General features: G+C 73.8%; 10 protein-coding genes. 4 read left to right on the top strand and 6 right to left on the bottom strand.

Annotated elements, in window-relative coordinates; translation table 11 throughout:
• Positions 1-420 precede the first annotated feature (420 nt).
• Together MANAM107_RS11745 and MANAM107_RS11740 are read left to right on the top strand one after the other, a co-directional pair.
• A complete protein-coding gene (locus MANAM107_RS11745; protein WP_223908808.1) occupies positions 421-2,859 on the top strand; it encodes a DEAD/DEAH box helicase in 2,439 nt (812 codons plus the stop codon).
• Positions 2,860-3,013: 154 nt separating this feature from the next.
• Complete coding sequence (locus MANAM107_RS11740) at positions 3,014-4,618, top strand: cation:proton antiporter domain-containing protein (protein WP_223908800.1); 1,605 nt, start codon at positions 3,014-3,016, stop codon at positions 4,616-4,618.
• A 42-nt stretch (positions 4,619-4,660) separates the two neighbouring features.
• Here the strand turns inward: MANAM107_RS11740 and MANAM107_RS11735 are convergent, their stop codons facing one another.
• The 6 genes from MANAM107_RS11735 to MANAM107_RS11710 form a co-directional block, all read right to left on the bottom strand.
• Positions 4,661-5,056, bottom strand: coding sequence for a winged helix-turn-helix transcriptional regulator (locus MANAM107_RS11735; RefSeq protein ID WP_223908791.1), 396 nt, complete (start codon positions 5,054-5,056; stop codon positions 4,661-4,663).
• Positions 5,057-5,224: 168 nt separating this feature from the next.
• Positions 5,225-6,964 carry a GTPase gene (locus MANAM107_RS11730; protein WP_223908785.1) on the bottom strand — a complete coding sequence of 580 codons (1,740 nt, stop codon included), beginning with the start codon at positions 6,962-6,964 and terminating at the stop codon, positions 5,225-5,227.
• Positions 6,964-8,760 carry a dynamin family protein gene (locus tag MANAM107_RS11725; protein WP_223908783.1) on the bottom strand — a complete coding sequence of 599 codons (1,797 nt, stop codon included), beginning with the start codon at positions 8,758-8,760 and terminating at the stop codon, positions 6,964-6,966. Before MANAM107_RS11725 ends, MANAM107_RS11730 begins: the two co-directional genes overlap by 1 nt.
• On the bottom strand, positions 8,757-10,193 hold the full coding sequence (hisS, locus tag MANAM107_RS11720; protein WP_223908747.1) for a histidine--tRNA ligase: 1,437 nt from the start codon (positions 10,191-10,193) through the stop codon (positions 8,757-8,759). Before hisS ends, MANAM107_RS11725 begins: the two co-directional genes overlap by 4 nt.
• 161 nt (positions 10,194-10,354) lie before the next feature.
• Positions 10,355-11,179, bottom strand: a complete 825-nt coding sequence (locus MANAM107_RS11715; RefSeq protein ID WP_223908743.1) for an MBL fold metallo-hydrolase — start codon at positions 11,177-11,179, stop codon at positions 10,355-10,357.
• Between the two features lie 10 nt (positions 11,180-11,189).
• Positions 11,190-12,830: an ATP-binding cassette domain-containing protein gene (locus MANAM107_RS11710; protein WP_223908739.1), complete on the bottom strand. Its 1,641-nt coding sequence runs from the start codon at positions 12,828-12,830 to the stop codon at positions 11,190-11,192.
• A gap of 256 nt (positions 12,831-13,086) precedes the next feature.
• Here MANAM107_RS11710 and MANAM107_RS11705 point away from each other — a divergent pair, with 256 nt between their 5' ends.
• Both MANAM107_RS11705 and MANAM107_RS11700 read left to right on the top strand, forming a co-directional pair.
• Entirely contained in the window at positions 13,087-14,163 is a 1,077-nt protein-coding gene (locus MANAM107_RS11705; RefSeq protein WP_223908736.1) for a restriction endonuclease, read from the top strand.
• Between the two features lie 308 nt (positions 14,164-14,471).
• Positions 14,472-16,214: a DUF349 domain-containing protein gene (locus MANAM107_RS11700; RefSeq protein WP_223908718.1), complete on the top strand. Its 1,743-nt coding sequence runs from the start codon at positions 14,472-14,474 to the stop codon at positions 16,212-16,214.
• The last annotated feature ends 76 nt before the right edge of the window (positions 16,215-16,290 follow it).

Genomic DNA, 16,290 nt, shown 5'->3' with positions numbered 1-16,290 from the left:
TTCGTTATCCAGGTCTCTATTCAGTCACAAATGGGCCTTTCTCATCGGGATGACCGGTCGAGCCGGGCCGGGGCGCCGGGGAGCGGCACGCCCGGGAGCAGGCGGGGCATCGACGGCATCGGGATGGTAACGGACCTCACCTGTGACCTGCCCCAGCACCACTGCCGTATCGATGAGGCCTGACGTAGAGTCGCCACCGGAGCGATCCGCGTCTGTTGACCCCGTTCGGGCCTCCCGGCACCGCAGTGCCCGGCGAGCACCCCGTGAGTCTGTGCGTCAAGTCCGTCAGTCACCGAGTTCCACACCGGTGCAGGGCGAGTGTGGTGGGCCAGGTGCGGCAAGAGCGGAGGGCACAAGTCCTCCCCCACACTCCTCAGCAGTCCCCTTCCACGCCATGGGGACAGAGACGGGAAAAACATCATGAGCACCAGCAACGAGCCCTTGAGTCTTGACGCCCTCTTCGCCGCGGAGGCCTCCCGCGGGCAGGACGAGGTCGTCCCACCCCCCACCGCCGAGCCCGGAGCGGCCTCCTCGCCGGATTCCCCCGGCTCACCCCAGGACTTCGCCACTCCCCCCTCCTCGGAGACCCCCGGCGATCCTGAGGACGTCGAGCACGAGGACGAGGAGGACGACGTCGAGCGCAACCTTCCCGAGGCCGACCCCGAGGGCCCCGAGGGCAGCGAGCAGGAGGACGACGGCACTGAGATGGATGAGGAGGAGGTCGACGGCCACGCCCCCTTCATCGACGACGAGCCCGCCGCCCCCGAGACGGGCACCGGCATCGAGGACGGCGGCGAGTCGCCGCAGGAGTCCGGCACCACTTTCGCCGACCTCGGCCTGCCCGCGGACCTGCTGCGCGCCGTGACCGACATGGGCTACGTCACGCCCACCGCCATCCAGAAGGAGGCCATCCCGGTGCTCCTGGCCGGTCGCGACGTCGTGGGCGTGGCCCAGACCGGCACCGGCAAGACCGCCGCCTTCGGACTGCCCCTGCTCGACGCCGTCGACGCCCGCGACCCCGAGGTCCAGGCCCTGGTCCTGGCCCCCACCCGCGAGCTGGCCCTGCAGAGCGCCGAGGCGATCACCGACATGGCCTCGCGCTCACGCGGCCTGGACGTGGTGGCCGTCTACGGCGGCGCCCCCTACGGCCCCCAGATCGGCGCGCTCAAGAGCGGCGCCCAGGTCGTGGTCGGCACGCCGGGCCGGGTCATCGACCTCATCGACAAGGGCGTCCTGGCCCTGGACCAGGTGCGCTACTTCGTCCTGGACGAGGCCGACGAGATGCTGCGCATGGGCTTCGCCGACGACGTGGAGACCATCGCGCAGTCCCTGCCCGCTGAGCGCCGCACCGCCCTGTTCTCGGCCACGATGCCCCCCGCCATCCAGGCGGTGGCACGCCAGCACCTCCACGAGCCGGTCCAGGTCGAGGTCTCGCGACCCTCCTCCACCGTGGCCACGGTCCACCAGACCTATGCCGTGGTGCCCTTCCGCCACAAGATCGGTGCGGTCTCCCGCGTCCTGGCGGTCACCGACGCCCAGGCCGCCATTGTCTTCGTGCGCACCAAGTCCACCGCGGAGGATGTGGCCATCGAGCTGGCCGGCCGCGGCATCCAGGCCGCCGCCATCTCCGGGGACGTGCCCCAGCGCGAGCGCGAGCGCCTGGTCGAGCGCCTGCGCGCCGGCACCCTGGACGTCCTGGTGGCCACCGATGTGGCCGCGCGAGGCCTGGATGTGGACCGCATCGGCCTGGTGGTCAACTTCGACGTGCCGCGGGAGGCCGAGGCCTACGTCCACCGCATCGGGCGCACCGGCAGGGCCGGGCGCAGCGGTGAGGCCGTGACCTTCCTGACCCCCAAGGAGAAGAGCAAGCTCCGCCAGATCGAGCGCCTCACCGGCACCCGCCTGGAGGAGATCACCCTGCCCTCCCCCGCCGACGTCTCGGAGCACCGCGCCGCCAAGCTCCTGAGCCGCGCCGCCGCCCGCCACGAGCGCGGCAGGCTGGGCATGTACCTGCCCCTGGTGCAGGCCACCGCCACGGACCTGGGCATTGAGGCCGAGGATCTCGCGGCCACGCTCCTGGCCCTGGCGGTGGGCGATGAGGGCCCCCAGCGCCGTCAGGACGGTGAGGAGCGCCGGCGCCCTCGCCGCGAGGAGAACCTGGACTCCGAGGGCACCTTCGTCTCGGCGTCCTTCGAGGGCAGCCGTCATGACCGCAAGCGCGGCGAGCGCCCCGAGGGCAAGCGCGGGGCCTCGCGCGGCGGGCGACGTGAGGACGAGGGGCCTGGCACCGTCTACCGGGTCGAGGTCGGCCACCGCGACCGCGTCCAGCCCGGGGCGATCGTGGGCGCCCTGGCCAATGAGGGCGGCATCAGCGGCTCGGATATCGGCAAGATCGACATCCTCCAGTCCTTCTCCCTGGTGACCATCCACACCGATCTGAGCCCCGAGCAGCTCGACATGATGGGTCGGGCGACCTTCGGCGGCCGCGAGCTGCGCATCCGCCCCGACCAGGGTCCCGGGCACGGCTGGTCCGGCCCCCAGGACCGTGGCGAGCGCCGCGCGGGGCCCCGCCGCGACGGCGAGCGCGGGGACCGCGGTGAGCGCGGCGGACGCTGGGACCGGGACGAGCGCGGCGGACGCCGCTGGCAGGACCGGCGCGAGCGCGGGGACCGCGGCGGGCGCTGGGACCGGGATGAGCGCGGCGGACGCCGCTGGGAGGACCGGGGCGGACGCGGTGGACGCGACGTCCGCGGCGGCGACGCCCGGGGCGGGTACCGCTCGGGACGCGACGACCGCGGCTCGGGCCGCTTCGGCGGCAACCGCGGCGGCGGCTACCGCGGCAACCGCGACGCCCGCTGATCCCGGGCTCCTCCGAGCCCGGCACCACTGGCCCGCACCCGCACCCCCTCCCGCGGCCGGAGCCCTGCTGAGACGGGCCCCGGCCGCGGGAATATCGCAGGTGGCGCCACTGTTGGCATCCTGTGACATCGCAGGAAACGGCGGGAAGGCACTCGTGATACTGGACACCCACGTCGCCGGTCTTGTCCCCGCGATCTACCTGTGCGCCGTCGTCGTCCTCGGATTCGCCGCCACCCTGCTGCGGCTGCCGCCTCTGGTGGGCTTCCTGGCCGCGGGCTTCCTCCTGGGCGCCTCCCACGTGCCCGCCCTGGAGGCCGTCCACGTCCTGGGCGAGCTGGGCGTGGCCGTTCTGCTGTTCATGATCGGGCTCAAGGTCGACCTGCGCATCCTGGCGCGCCGCGAGGTCGTGGGCACCGCCCTGGGCGCCATGGTGGGCCTGAGCGCGCTGGGCAGCGCCCTCATCGCGGGGCTGCTCGTCCTGGGCCTTAGGGTCGGGCCCATCACGCCCGCCGGCGTGCTCATCCTCGGCTTCGCCCTGTCCTTCTCCTCCACGGTCATCGTCGTCAAGCTCCTGGAGGAGCGCGACGACCTCAACTCCCTCTACGGTCGCATCGCCATCGGAGTGCTCGTCCTGCAGGACATCGCCGCGGTGCTGTACATGACCGTGGTCTCCGGCGAGATGCCCTCCCCGTGGGCGGTGGTCCTGGTGGGGCTGTGGCCGGCGCGCAGACTGCTGGGCACGGTCCTGGACCGCATCGACCACCGGGAGATGCGCACCCTGTTCGGCATCTCCATGGCCCTGCTGCCGGGCTACCTCCTCTTCTCCCTGCTGGGGATCGACGGCGACCTGGGCGCCCTGGTGGTCGGGGTCCTGTTCGCCTCCCACCCGGCGGCCAAGGAGCTCTCCAGCGCCCTGTTCACCATCAAGGAGCTGCTCCTCATCGGCTTCTTCCTGTCCATCGGCCTGGGCGGCATCCCCGGAGCGGGCGCCTTCGTCCTGGCCGGGGTGCTCCTGGTACTGCTTCCCCTGCGCGCGGTCGTCTACACCGGCCTGGTGCGCGTGTTCGGGATGCGACGGCGCACCTCGGTGCTCACGGGCCTGTCCCTGACCGCCTACTCGGAGTTCGCGCTCATCGTGGTGGCGGTGGCCGCCGAGCACGCCCTGGTGGGCCAGGAGTGGACGGCCGCGATCAGCCTGGCGCTGGCCCTGTCCTTCATCGCCTCCTCAGTGGTCAACCGCCACCCGGCCCGCCTGGTGCAGCGGATGACCGACCGCCTGCCCTCCCGCTCCGACGCCCGGCTCCATCCCGAGGAGCAGGCCCTGGACCTCACCGGGGTGCGCACCGTCATCTTCGGCATGGGCCGGGTGGGGCGGGCCACCTACCAGCGACTCATCGACGACCAGGAGCAGGGCGTGCTGGGCATCGACTCCGACACCACCAAGGTCGAGGAGCTCTCCCGGCGCGGGTGGCGCGTCATCGAGGCCGACGCCACCGACCAGTCCTTCTGGGACAAGCTGGAGGCGGTCCACGCCACCAAGGCGGTCCTGGCCATGCCCGAGCCCGGGGCCAACCTGCACGTGCTGGACTGGCTGGAGCGCTCGAAGTTCGAGGGCCAGGTCCTGGCCATCGCCCAGTTCGACGACGAGGCCCAGGCCATGCGAGAGCGGGGCGTGGACGCGGTGTTCAACATCTACGACTCGGTCGGCACCGCCCTGGCCGAGTTCACCGAGTCCCTGCCCCAGTCCGCCCTGCCTTAAGACGCCCTCTCGTACCTTAGAGCTCCGTCTCGTACCTCTGACCTACGAGATCGATGGCGAAGGTACGAGACGGTGGATGCCGAATACCACGCTGTCGTGGGCCTCGAGTTCCCGGCAGTGCCAGGGCTTGGTGATATGCGAGCGCGGGGTACGGATAGCGACTGCGGGGTGATCGCCATCCGTACCCCGTGATCGCATTCTGGATGGGGGCAGGCACTGGCATGGTCGCCGCGCCGAGGGCGCCCCGCGCCCAATGGCGCGAGGGACCGCGCTGCGTCCGGCATCGGTCGGTGAGTACTCCACGTGCAGGGGAACGGCCGGGATCACCTCCCGGTGCACCAGCCCATGGCTCCCCAGCCGGCGCAGCGTCGCGGTGAGCACCTTCGGCGAGATCCCCTGGAGCCTGCACTGAAGCTCACCGAATCGAAGCGCGCTCATCCAGGGCACCGATGGCCAGGGCCGAACACTTGTTCGCGACCACATCGAGCAGAGCGCGGCACGGGCAGTCCGCCGAGTAGACGTCACCGTGGGCCTGCGGCGGCCCTGCTGGCAGCCCTGTGGGTGGTTATCCCTGATCGCCACGCTCATACGCCCCTTCGCTGCCCGTTATCGTCCCTGGACCAGCCGGTCGAGCAGGCCGACCAACTCGCCCCAGGAGGCCAGCTCCTGGCGCAGAGGCGCCACCATGTGCTCCTCGATGACCCCGCTGATCCGCTGGCGCAGCCGGGCCCGGGCGCGCCGGGAGCGCCGGGAGGCGGCCACCCGGGCGATGCCGCCGCAGATGAGGGCCAGCACCAGGCCCAGGGCGAGGCCAGCCACCAGCAGGATGACGGGCCAGGGCACATGCCCCCACCGGGGCGGGTCGGCGGTGATGAGCAGGTAGCGGTCCATGAGGTGGAGGGCCACCAGCCACAGCCCGCCGACGAGCGCGGTGAGGAAGGCCAGCCATTGCAGGGCGTTGGCCGCCGACCACCATCGGGGCCGGGTCTGCTCCAGGTCGGTGGACACCACGGCCGCGTCCAGGTGCGGGGCCAGGGCCTGGGCGCACGCATCACTGCGGGCCACGGCCTCACCCGCCCACCGGGCGGGCAGGCCCGCGCAGGCGCGCTGGGCGTAGGTGTGGGCGGCGATGCGCAGGGCCCCGGCCGCCGCCGCAGGCGCCTGGGGAAGGGAGCTGGCCGGCAGGGGGGCGCCCTCCTCCCTGCTGCCCGAGGCCCGCCCGGCCGCGGCCTCCCGGCCTGCGCCGCCCAGGTGGAGGACCCCCAGGGGGTCGCGGCGCAGGCGCTCCACCCAGCGCACCGGCAGCCATCCCACGGCGATGCGCGCCCGGTGCCGGTAGGCGCCGGCCACAGCCTCGGCCACCACCTGAGCGCCCGAGGCCCTGAAGGCCGCCGCCTGAAGATCGGTAACGTCGTCGAGCGCTGAAGGATCCGCGCACTGCGGCGGAGCACCCGGCTGCCCCGGGCCCTCCAGCCCCAGTCCGGCGCTCAGGCCCCGCGCCGCGGTGCGGATGTCGGCGCTCAGGCGCCGCGCCGTCGCCGTGCGCGCCTGGGCCACCGAGGCGATGGCGCCGGCCAGCTCGGCCACGCCCTCGCCCGTGCGGGCGCTCAGGGCCATGACGGGCGCCGCGCCCATGCCCTCGCGCTCCAGGAGGCGGGCCAGGTCCTCCAGGACGGCGCTGCGGGCCTGGTCATCGAGCCGGTCCACCTGGTTGAGGGCCACGACGGTGACCTCGGCGTGGGCCGCCATGGGGGCCAGGAAGTCGTGGTGGACGACGCCGTCGGCGTACTTCTCGGGGTCGAGGACCCACACCAGGAGGTCGACCCTGCTGGCCAGGCGCTGGGCGATGGCCCGGTGCGCGAGCTCATCGGAGTCGATATCGGGAAGGTCCAGCAGGATCGTCCCCTCCCCCAGGGCCGGGGCCCCCGGGGAGCCGGGATGCTGGACCCGCTGGCCGATCTCCAGCCAGTCCAGCAGGGCCGTGGCGCCCGGGACCACCGGCCCGGGGCCGATGAGCGCCAGGGGCTGGGAGGTGGTGGGGCGGGTGGGGGCCACGCGGGCCAGCTCGCCGCCCGCCAGGGCGTTAAAGACACTCGACTTGCCCGATCCGGTGGCCCCCAGCAGGGCCACGACGGTGGCCTGGGGCGCCAGGCGACGGCGCTGGCCCGCCCGCTCGATGACCTCGCGCGCCGGGGCCAGATCTTCCTGGTCGATGCCCAGGCCTGCGGCCAGCTCCACGGCGCGCTGAAGGGCCTCCAGGTCTCCGGTGAGATCGGCGTCTGCGGCCGCGATCGCCGCGGCCCCCCGGTCCCCCTGCTCCGGGACGGGTGTGCGTGGGATGCGCATCAGTACTCCTCCCCCGCCCCGGGCCGGCCCAGGGCCTGCGCGGTGGCGTGGCGCGCCGCGGCCATCGCCTGGCGCAGCTCCTCGGCCGGTGGCCGGGGCCGGCGCAGCATCTCGGTCAGGGCCCGGCTACGGGCCTGGAGCAGGGCCTCGACGCGGGCGGTCAGGTCGTCGCGGGCGCGCCGGGTCATGGCGCGCATGGCCTGGTCCCCGAAGACCGCCTCCAGGAGGCGCTGGGCCAGGACGGCGGTGCCCCCCGCAATGCCGATCTCCCCACCGGTCAGGCCCCCGGTGTGGGCGAAGACCAGGATCATCAGCAGCACGCCCGCGCCGTTGACGCCCAGGGACAGCAGCCGGGCGGTCAGGCGCTTATCGGCCGCCTCGGCGCGGATGAGGCCCAGGACCTCCTGCTGCCACCGGCGCACCAATGCGGCGGCCTCATCCTCCAACGGCCCCTGGTGGGCCAGGGCGCCCAGGGCGGCCTCCAGCTGCCCGCCGGCGGTGCCCGAGCGCCTCCAGGCCCGCTCGGTCTCCAGGGCGGCGCGCTGGGCCTCGGCGGTGATGAGCCCCACCAGGGAGGACTCGATGGCCTCCTCCACGCGGGCCGCCGGGGTGGGCCGGCCCCGCAGGGCCGCGGTGAGCCGGTCGCGCAGGCGGCCCACGTGGGCCTCCAGGGAGCGCAGCAGGTCCCCGGTGCCCACGAACTCCTGCCAGCGGGCCAGGACCTCCCCGCGCAGCATGGAGCCGTCAGCGGTGGCCTCCACCACCCGCTCCAGGGCGCCGTCGTGCTCCTCGTGCGCCAGCCGCGAGAGGCGCTCGTACTCCGCCTCCTGCATCTCCAGCTCGACCACGAGGGACTGGCACTGGGCCAGGGCCGCCGCCAGCGCCCCGGCCAGGGTGCGCCGGGCGATGCGGCGGCGCGCATCGGCGTCGGCTGCCAGGGCCCCCAGCCACTGCTGGAGGGGTGCGATGACGTGGGCGGGCAGCAGGCCCCGCTCATCCATGGCGGTCTCGGCGATGGTGAAGACCGGGGAGTCGGCCAGGCCGGCCTCCTCCAGCCGGCGGCGCAGGTCGGCCTCCACCGGCTGCTGGGCGCCGGGCGGTACCCGGTCCAGCACGACGGCGGTGGTCACCTGCCGCTCAGATGCGGCCCTCAGGTGGTCCCAGGGCACGGCGTCGGCGTAGCGGGAGGCGGTGGTCACGAAGATCCACAGGTCGGCGCTGGCCAGCAGGCCCGCCGCCAGCTCCCGGTTGTCCTCGACCACCGAGTCGATGTCGGGGGCGTCGAGTAGGGCCAGGCCGTGGGGCAGCACCGAGCAGGCCCGCAGCTCCAGCTCGCGGGGGGTGTGGCTGGTCGGCGGGCTGGCGGGGGCGTCCTCGGGCACGCGCATGCGTGCCAGGGAGCCCAGGACCCGGTCCCCCTCGAACCAGGGGGCGTCCTCGGGGGCGTGCAGCAGGAGGGGGCGCCGCGTGGTGGGCCGGATCGCCGAGCTGAGGCTGACATGCCGGCCCACGAGGGAGGAGACCAGCGTGGACTTGCCCGCGCCCGTGGATCCTCCCACCACCGCCAGGACGGGGGCGTCCAGGCTGGCCAGGCGGGGCAGGATGTAGTCCCCCAGCTGGTCGCGGACCAGGCGGCTGCGGGAGGCGGCGGCCTGCGCCCCGGGCAGGGAGTAGGGCAGCTCCAGGCCGAAGAGGCGGTCGCGCAGGCCGGTGACGGCGGCCTGCGCCCCCGGCACGCCGGCGGCGCCCTGCCCCTGGGGCGCGCCGGCCGCGGGCTCGTGGGCCGCGGTGCTCATCGTGCCCCGTCGGCCGCCGGGGCAGGTGCAGTGGCGGGCAGGACGCGGGGGGCGGCGTCCTGCTGGGGAGGCTGCCAGGTGCCGGCGGCGGCCTCCACCTGCTCACCGCTGCGGATGTCCTTGACCGAGTCGGGGCCCTCCTGGCCGGGGAACCACACGTAGGGGATGGAGCGCTTGGCGGCGAACCTGATCTGCTTGCCGTACTTGGCGGCCGTGGGGGCGACGTCGGCGCTGATGCCGCGGGAGCGCAGGGTATCGGCCACGGCGTCGGAGGCGGCACGGTGCTCCTCGTCGGTGACGGCCACGAGCACGCAGGTGGGCACCGGCCGGCTGACCTCCAGCAGGCCGGCGCTGACGACCCGGGCCAGCAGGCGCGACAGGCCGATGGAGATGCCCACGCCGGGGAAGGTGCGCTTGCCGTTGGTGGCCAGGCTGTCGTAGCGGCCCCCGGAGCACACCGAGCCCAGGTCCTCGTGGCCCTCCATGAAGGACTCGTAGACGGTGCCGGTGTAGTAGTCCAGCCCGCGGGCGATCCTCAGGTCGGCCACCAGGGCGCCGGGGCGGCGCGCGGCCGCCGCGGCCAGCAGGTCGGAGAGCTCGGCCAGGCCCTGCTCGAGCAGGGCGCTGGGCTGGGCGCCGCCCAGGGCGCTGTGCACGGCCCGGGCCACCTCCTGGGCGTCGGTGCTGCTGATCCCGGCCAGCTCCAGGGCGCGCTCGGCCTGCTCGGGGGTGGCGCCCACCGAGGAGACGAGCTCGCCGCGCACGCCCTCGGCCCCGATCTTGTCGATCTTGTCCACCACTCGCAGCACCTCGATGAGCTGGTCCTGACCCAGGCCGATGGACTGGTAGAAGCCCTGGGCCACCTTGCGGTTGGACACGTGGATGGTCACCGCGGGGATGGGCAGGGCCGCCATCGCCTCGTGCATGATCAGGGGGATCTCGACGTCGTAGTGCAGGGGCAGGGCGCCGTCGCCCACGATGTCGATATCGGCCTGGATGAACTCGCGGAAGCGGCCCTCCTGGGGGCGCTCACCGCGCCAGACCTTCTGGATCTGGTAGCGCTTGAAGGGGAAGGTCAGGGTGCCGGCGTTGTCCACGACGTACCTGGCGAAGGGGACGGTCAGGTCGAAGTGCAGGCCCAGCTGCTTGGCCGGGTCCGCCCTGCCCTCCTGCCCGGCCTGCTCGGCGGGGTCGGCCTGCAGGCGGGTCAGGAGGTAGACCTCCTTGGAGGTCTCCCCCTTGCGGGTCAGCTCGCTCAGGGGCTCCACGGCGCGGGTCTCGATGCCGCTGAAGCCGTGCAGCTCGAAGGTGCGGCGCAGGGCGTCGACGAAGGACTGCTCTACCACCCGCCCCGCGGGGAGCCATTCGGGGAAGCCGGAGAGGGAGGATTGCGCGAGTCGTGCCTGTGCCCGTTCCTGTGCCATGGACGGCATTGTGTCATGGCGGCGGGGCCGGCCCGGACCCGGGCGGTGCGCCCGCCCCATGCGGCCCTTCCCGCGATCTCGCAGCCTCGCCGTCGATCCCGTGGGTCTGAGGGACCAGATGGGGACGAGGGCACGACACGGCGAGCCGCGGAGCGCGGTAGCGGCCGGCCTCAGGCCTTGAGGTCGCCCCCGCGGACCTTGGCCTCGGCCAGGTAGGGGTTGGCGTGGTGCTCGTGGGCCATGGTGGTGGCGGCTCCGTGGCCCGGCAGGAGCACCGTCTGCGGGGACAGGGCGGTGGCCAGGAAGCGCAGGGTCCCCAGCATCTGGACCTGGTCGCCGCCGGGCAGGTCGGTGCGGCCCACCGCTCCCTTGAAGATGACGTCGCCGTCGAGGGCCACGAGGTAGTCGCGGGGCTCATCGAGGGTGGAGGGGTCGGCCTCCATGAGCTCGGGCACCTCGGCCTCGTGGAGCAGGGCGCTCTCGGCCAGAGTGGCGTTGAGCAGGAACAGGCTGGAGCCCTCGGAGTGCCCGGGCGCGGCCACGGCCTGCACGGCGATGGAGGGCACGAGCTCCACGGTTCGGGAGAAGCCCTCGGCGGGGAAGGCCCGGATGTCCTGGGGGGCCAGCCAGGGGGTGCCGGCCAGATCGGCGAAGCCCAGGCCCTCGACGCTGATGCCGGTGGTGGCATCGGGGTCCTCCAGGCGGTAGAGGTCGGGGGCGGGGATGTGGACGGGGACATCGACGGCGTCCTCGGCGCACAGCAGGCCCTCGGCGTGGGCGGCGGCGATGAGCCGCTGGCAGTCCCACACGTGGTCGGCGTGCCCGTGGGTGAGCAGGATGGCGCCCAGGGTCAGGCGGTGGGAGCGCAGGAGCGCCAGGATGCCGGGCACGGCACCAGCCCCGGGGTCCACCACCAGGGCGGGGGCGCCCGGGCCGGGGGCCAGCACGTAGCAGTTGGCGGCGAAGACGGGGGCGATCGTGCGCTCGATGATCATGCCGCCCAGACTACGTGCCCGCGCTCTCCAGACGGAGGCGCCGGCCCCACCAGTGCTCGATGAGCCAGCGGTCGTGACTGGCCACCACCAGGGTGCCGTTCCAGGGCCTCAGAGCCTTCTCCAGCGCCTCCAGGGTGTCCAGGTCCAGGTAGTTGGTGGGCTCGTCGATGAGCAGGATCGCGGGCGCGGCGCCGGCTGCCAGGGCGAACTGGGCGCGCCGCTGGTTGCCCGCGGAGAGCTCGCCGATGGGCGTGGTCCACAGCCGGGGGTGGAGCACGCCCCGGCCGCATTCCCCCACGCCCCCGCTCCAGGTGGCCTCATCGATGCCCGTGTGCCCGGGCTGCGGCAGGTCCTGGGGGACGAGGTGGGCGGGTGAGGCGGTGATCGCACTGCCCGAGGACTGCGCCGTGGGCGGGGCGCCCGTGGCCAGCCACCGCAGGAGGGTGGACTTGCCCGAGCCGTTGGCGCCGGTGACCAGCAGGTGCTCTCCCGCGGCCAGGTCGAGTGTGACGGGGGCCAATCTTCCGGGCACGGCCGCCTGCCGCAGTGCGATGGCCAGCGCGCCATGCTCGGCGGCCGGTGGCAGGGGCGCCAGCCCCAGGTCCAGGGCGTAGCTCCGGGGCCTGCGGACCTCATGTCGGGCCAGGGCGGCCAGGCGCTCATCGTCCTCGGATCGACGGCGGGTGGCGGCCTTCTGGGTCCGATCGGCGTAGAATTTCCTGGCCATCCGGGCCTCGGTGCGGGCGGGGGCTCCCCGGTGCCCGACATGCTCGGAGCGGCGCCGGTGCTCCACCAGGGCGGCCTTGAGGTGCTGCTGGTCGGCGTGGATCCGCGCGTGGGCGGCCCGGGCACGGGCCTTGTCCTTCAGGTAGGTGCTGTAGCGCCCCGAGCACCGGTAGGCGCCGTGGAGGTCCTGCTGCCCCTGCGCCGTGTGGAGGGCGCGCCAGGCCTCGGTGTCCAGGTCGAGCAGGGCCGTGGCGGTCTCGTCGATGAAGGCTCGGTCATGGCTGGCGAAGAGCACCGGGCCCTGCCAGGAGCGTAGGACCTCGCCGAGGAAGCGTGAGGCCTCCTCGTCGAGGTGATTGGTGGGCTCATCGAGGACCAGTGCCTCGGGCCTGGCCAGGAGGGTGGCGCCCAGGGCCAGGCGACGGAGCTGCCCCGGTGAGAGTGACGCCAGTTGCCGGTCCCCCTCCAGGTGGCCCAGCCCCAGGCCGTCGAGCACCTGGGCGGTGCGCGCCTCCAGGGACCAGGCCTCCAGCGCTGTCGCACGGGCCAGGGCGGCGTCGTAGCGTGCCGCCAGGTCCGCCGGGTCCACCCGGTCCTGCCGCCCGGCCTGGGCCATCGCCTGGGCGAGCTCCTCCAGGAGGGCGGTGATCTCGTGGGCCTCGCGCGTCGCCTCGTGCAGGAAGGAGGCCACGGTGCCGGCGGGCCGGCCCTCCGGGCTCGGTGAGGTACAGGCGCCCGGTGCCGTGATGGTGCCGCTGTGCCCGCTCAGGCGCCCAGTGATGAGGTCCAGGAGGGTGGACTTGCCCGAGCCGTTGGGGCCCACCAGGCAGACCCTCTCGCCATCGGTGATCGTGGCGGTGATGTCGACCAGGAGGGGCTCAGCGCTGTGGCTGAAGGAGACGGAGTCCAGGGTGATCGGTGGCATCGTGATCCTCGCGCGCCGGAGTACCGGCGCTCGACGCAGGGGCATGGGGGCTGGGAGCGGATCACGCGATCATGGCCGCATAGTACTGCACCGGGCCACGGGCCCCTGCCGCAGGGCGCCGTGGGGAGCACCTGCGGGCCCGTCATAATCGACGAGCAGGGTGCTCCGTGACACATCCGTGATGCGGTAGGTCGTGGCGATCAGACAAGGATGAGGCGGTAGATTCTCCTTTCCCGACAAGGCAGGAAGAAGAGGCATGAGCATCTGGGGCATCCACAACACCACGATTCCGCACGGCGAGCTGCTGGGCGATGGCAGCACGGGCTTCGTCTCGGTGGGCTTCGACTCGACCCCCGACCTGCAGACCTGCGAGGCCTCCCCCGAGGCCTTCGCCGAGGCCGTCACCCAGGCCTACCCGCAGGCCCGGCCCGCGGTGGTCACCGACCGGGCCGACCAGCTCTACTGCTTCGTGCACGCCATGGCGCCGGGCGACGTCGTCATCGCCCCCGACCCCACCACCCGCACCCTGAGCTTCGGCCGCGTGGCCGGCCCTTACTACTACGAGTCCGAGGCCCCCGAGCACCGGCACCGGGTGGCGGTGCGCTGGCGGCGCACGGGTGTGGCCCGCTCCGTCTTCTCCCGCGACCTGCTCGACGAGATCGACGCGCGCTCCACCTTCTTCCAGGTCACGCTGAGCGCCCCGGAGATCGAGGCCTTCCTGTCGGCCCCCACCCAGGAGGCCTTCGTCGCCCAGCGCCGCGCGGCCCAGGAGTCGAGTGCCGACCAGGGCCAGGACTCCGCCTGGGACGCCCAGGAGACGCGCAGCCCCTTCCCCGACGCCGAGTGCATCGAGCAGCGCACCCTCGACGTCATCGCCGAGCGGCTCGTGCACGGCATCAGCCGCTCGGAATTCACCGCTCTCATCGCCGACCTCCTGCAGGCCATGGGCTACCACACCCGCCCCTGCTACCGCCCGGGCGAGGGCGCGGTGGACCTCCTGGCGCACCGCGACGCCCTGGGGCTGGAGGGGCCGGCGACCAAGGTCCGCTGCCTGCACACGAATATCTCCGCCGGCCGCCCCGAGGCCCAGGCGCTCCTGGGTGCCATGGTCGCGGGCGAGCGCGGGTTCCTGGTCACCCTGGGCTCCTGGACGAGTCAGGCGGCGGCCCTGGAGGCCGAGAACCCCGGCCTGCGGCTCCTGGGCGGCGCCGAGGTCACCGACCTGTTCCTCGCCCACTACGACCGGCTGCCCGCCAGGTGGCACTCCCTGGTGCCGTTGCGCCCGGTCCTGGCGCTGGAGTCCGAGGACGCCGAGGCCCAGGACGCGCAGTAGGGCGTCGGTTGGCGGATCGGGCGTCGCTTCGCGGAATGGACGTACCCTGTAGGTGTCGCCCTTTCCGCCAAGTGTCGCGCCTGTCGCGAAGTGACGCCCAACCTGCACGCCTCAGCCGGTAGCCGCCGGGCCGCGATCGGAGCCCATGCGGATGGGGGCTCGGATCGAGGCCTGACTGCCGCGGCGTGAGCACGTAGAATCCGGGGCACTGCCGCCCTCCGGCGGCACGTACACCACCCGGCGATGCCGGGCGCGCACGGAAGTGGAGCACCGCTCCCAACCCCGTCACAACATGAAGGAGCATCCCCGTGACCGAGCAGAACCAGCCCACCAGCGAGCTGAACCCCACTGCCGCGTCCACCGCGCAGGCGCAGGACCCCGCCGTCGACGACGCCCCCAGCACCAGCGGGGCCAGCGCCCCCGTGACCACCCCCACGGCTGAGCCGCGGGAGCAGCCGGCGGCGACCACCGAGGCCGAGTCCGGTTCCGAGCCTGAGTCCCAGGCGCCCGAGTCCCCCAGCGGCCAGTCCCAGGACGACCCGGCGATCACCGCTGCCGCCGAGCCCGCCCAGGACGGGGCTCCCGGCGCACCGGAGCCCACCGAGAGGCCGGAGCCCGCGCAGACGCCGGCGGCCACCCAGCCGGAGGACTCCGAGCAGCAGGCCGACCAGGGCGCTGCCGAGGAGACCGCCTCCCCCGAGGAGGGCGGCCCTGCCCCGACCCCCGCCCCCGGTGAGGTCCCCGCACCGGGGGCCGCGGCGCCCTCGGCCCCCGCAGCCCCGGCGGAGCCGCCCGTCGACCCCCAGGAGGCCATGGACGCCGCCAAGTGGGGGCGCGTGGACGGCGAGGGCCGGGTCTTCGTGCAGGACGGCGGCGCCGAGCGCGAGGTCGGCCAGTTCCCGGATGCCCCCGTGGCCGAGGCCATGGCCTTCTACGTGCGCCGCTACCTGGACCTCAAGGCCACCATCGACCTGTTCGCCACCCGCCTGCCCCACCTGAGCGTGCGCGAGATCGACTCCACCCTGAAGTCCATTGAGGAGTCCCTGGCCCAGCCCGCCGCCGTGGGCGACCTGGAGGGCCTGCGCGCCCGCTTCGCCGCCCTGCGCACAGTGGCCGCCGAGCGGCGCACCGCCGTGGCCGCCGAGCGGGCCGCCGCCAAGGAGCAGGCCCTCAAGGACCGCACCGCGATCGTGGAGCGGGCCGAGGCCATCGCCGCCCAGGACCCCGCCCGCACCCAGTGGAAGAACTCCGGTGCCGAGCTGCGCGAGCTGCTGGAGACCTGGAAGGAGGCCCAGCGCCGCGGGCCGCGCCTGGACCGCAGCTCCGAGGACGGCCTGTGGAAGCGCTTCTCCCACGCCCGCACCACCTTCGACCGCCACCGCCGCCAGTTCTTCAGCGAGCTGGATGCCAAGCAGTCCAAGGTCAAGGCCGCCAAGGAGGCCCTCATCAAGCGGGCCGAGGAGCTCCAGCACTCCACCGACTGGGCCGGGACCTCGGCGAAGTACCGCGACCTCATGGCCGAGTGGAAGAAGGCCGGGCGCGCCTCCCGCAAGGAGGACGACGCCCTGTGGGCCCGATTCCGCGCCGCCCAGCAGGTCTTCTTCGACGCGCGCCGCGCCAAGGATGAGGCCGTCGACGCCGAGTTCGCCGAGAACCTCAAGGTCAAGGAGGCCCTGGTGGCCAAGGCCGAGGCGCTCCTGCCGATCAAGGACATCAAGGCCGCCAAGAAGGCCCTGCGCCCCATCCAGGACGCCTGGGAGGAGGCCGGCCGCGTGCCCCGCTCAGCCCTGCGCCGCATCGAGGGGCGCATGCGCGCCGTCGAGGACGCCATCCGCGAGGCCGAGAACGCCGAGTGGCGCCGCACCGACCCCGAGACCAAGGCCCGTGCCGAGGGGCTCGCCGGTCAGCTGGAGGACGCCATCGCCTCCCTGGAGAAGGAGCTCGACGCCGCCAGGGCCTCCGGCGATGCCAAGAAGGTCGCCGAGGCCGAGGCGGCCCTGACGGCCCGCCGCGCCTGGCTCGACCAGGTGCGCCGCTCCGCCAAGGCCTGACCGGCCCCGGCACCGGGGGAAGGCCGTGCCGGTGCCGTACCCCGGCCCTCGATCCCGGCCCTCGACCCACGGGATC

It is taken from the genome of Actinomyces capricornis (assembly GCF_019974135.1).
GTDB lineage: Bacteria > Actinomycetota > Actinomycetes > Actinomycetales > Actinomycetaceae > Actinomyces > Actinomyces capricornis.
Note: the sequence above shows the minus strand (reverse complement) of the source record. Positions and strands in the feature narration are given on the sequence as shown.

Bases quoted from the DNA above. Each gene is read 5' to 3' on its own strand.
- MANAM107_RS11710 (WP_223908739.1), bottom strand. From the start codon at position 12,830: ATGCCACCGATCACCCTGGACTCCGTCTCCTTCAGCCACAGCGCTGAG.
- MANAM107_RS11715 (WP_223908743.1), bottom strand. From the start codon at position 11,179: ATGATCATCGAGCGCACGATCGCCCCCGTCTTCGCCGCCAACTGCTAC.
- MANAM107_RS11730 (WP_223908785.1), bottom strand. From the start codon at position 6,964: ATGCGCATCCCACGCACACCCGTCCCGGAGCAGGGGGACCGGGGGGCC.
- MANAM107_RS11725 (WP_223908783.1), bottom strand. From the start codon at position 8,760: ATGAGCACCGCGGCCCACGAGCCCGCGGCCGGCGCGCCCCAGGGGCAG.
- MANAM107_RS11745 (WP_223908808.1), top strand. From the start codon at position 421: ATGAGCACCAGCAACGAGCCCTTGAGTCTTGACGCCCTCTTCGCCGCG.
- MANAM107_RS11735 (WP_223908791.1), bottom strand. From the start codon at position 5,056: ATGAGCGCGCTTCGATTCGGTGAGCTTCAGTGCAGGCTCCAGGGGATC.
- MANAM107_RS11705 (WP_223908736.1), top strand. From the start codon at position 13,087: ATGAGCATCTGGGGCATCCACAACACCACGATTCCGCACGGCGAGCTG.
- hisS (WP_223908747.1), bottom strand. From the start codon at position 10,193: ATGCCGTCCATGGCACAGGAACGGGCACAGGCACGACTCGCGCAATCC.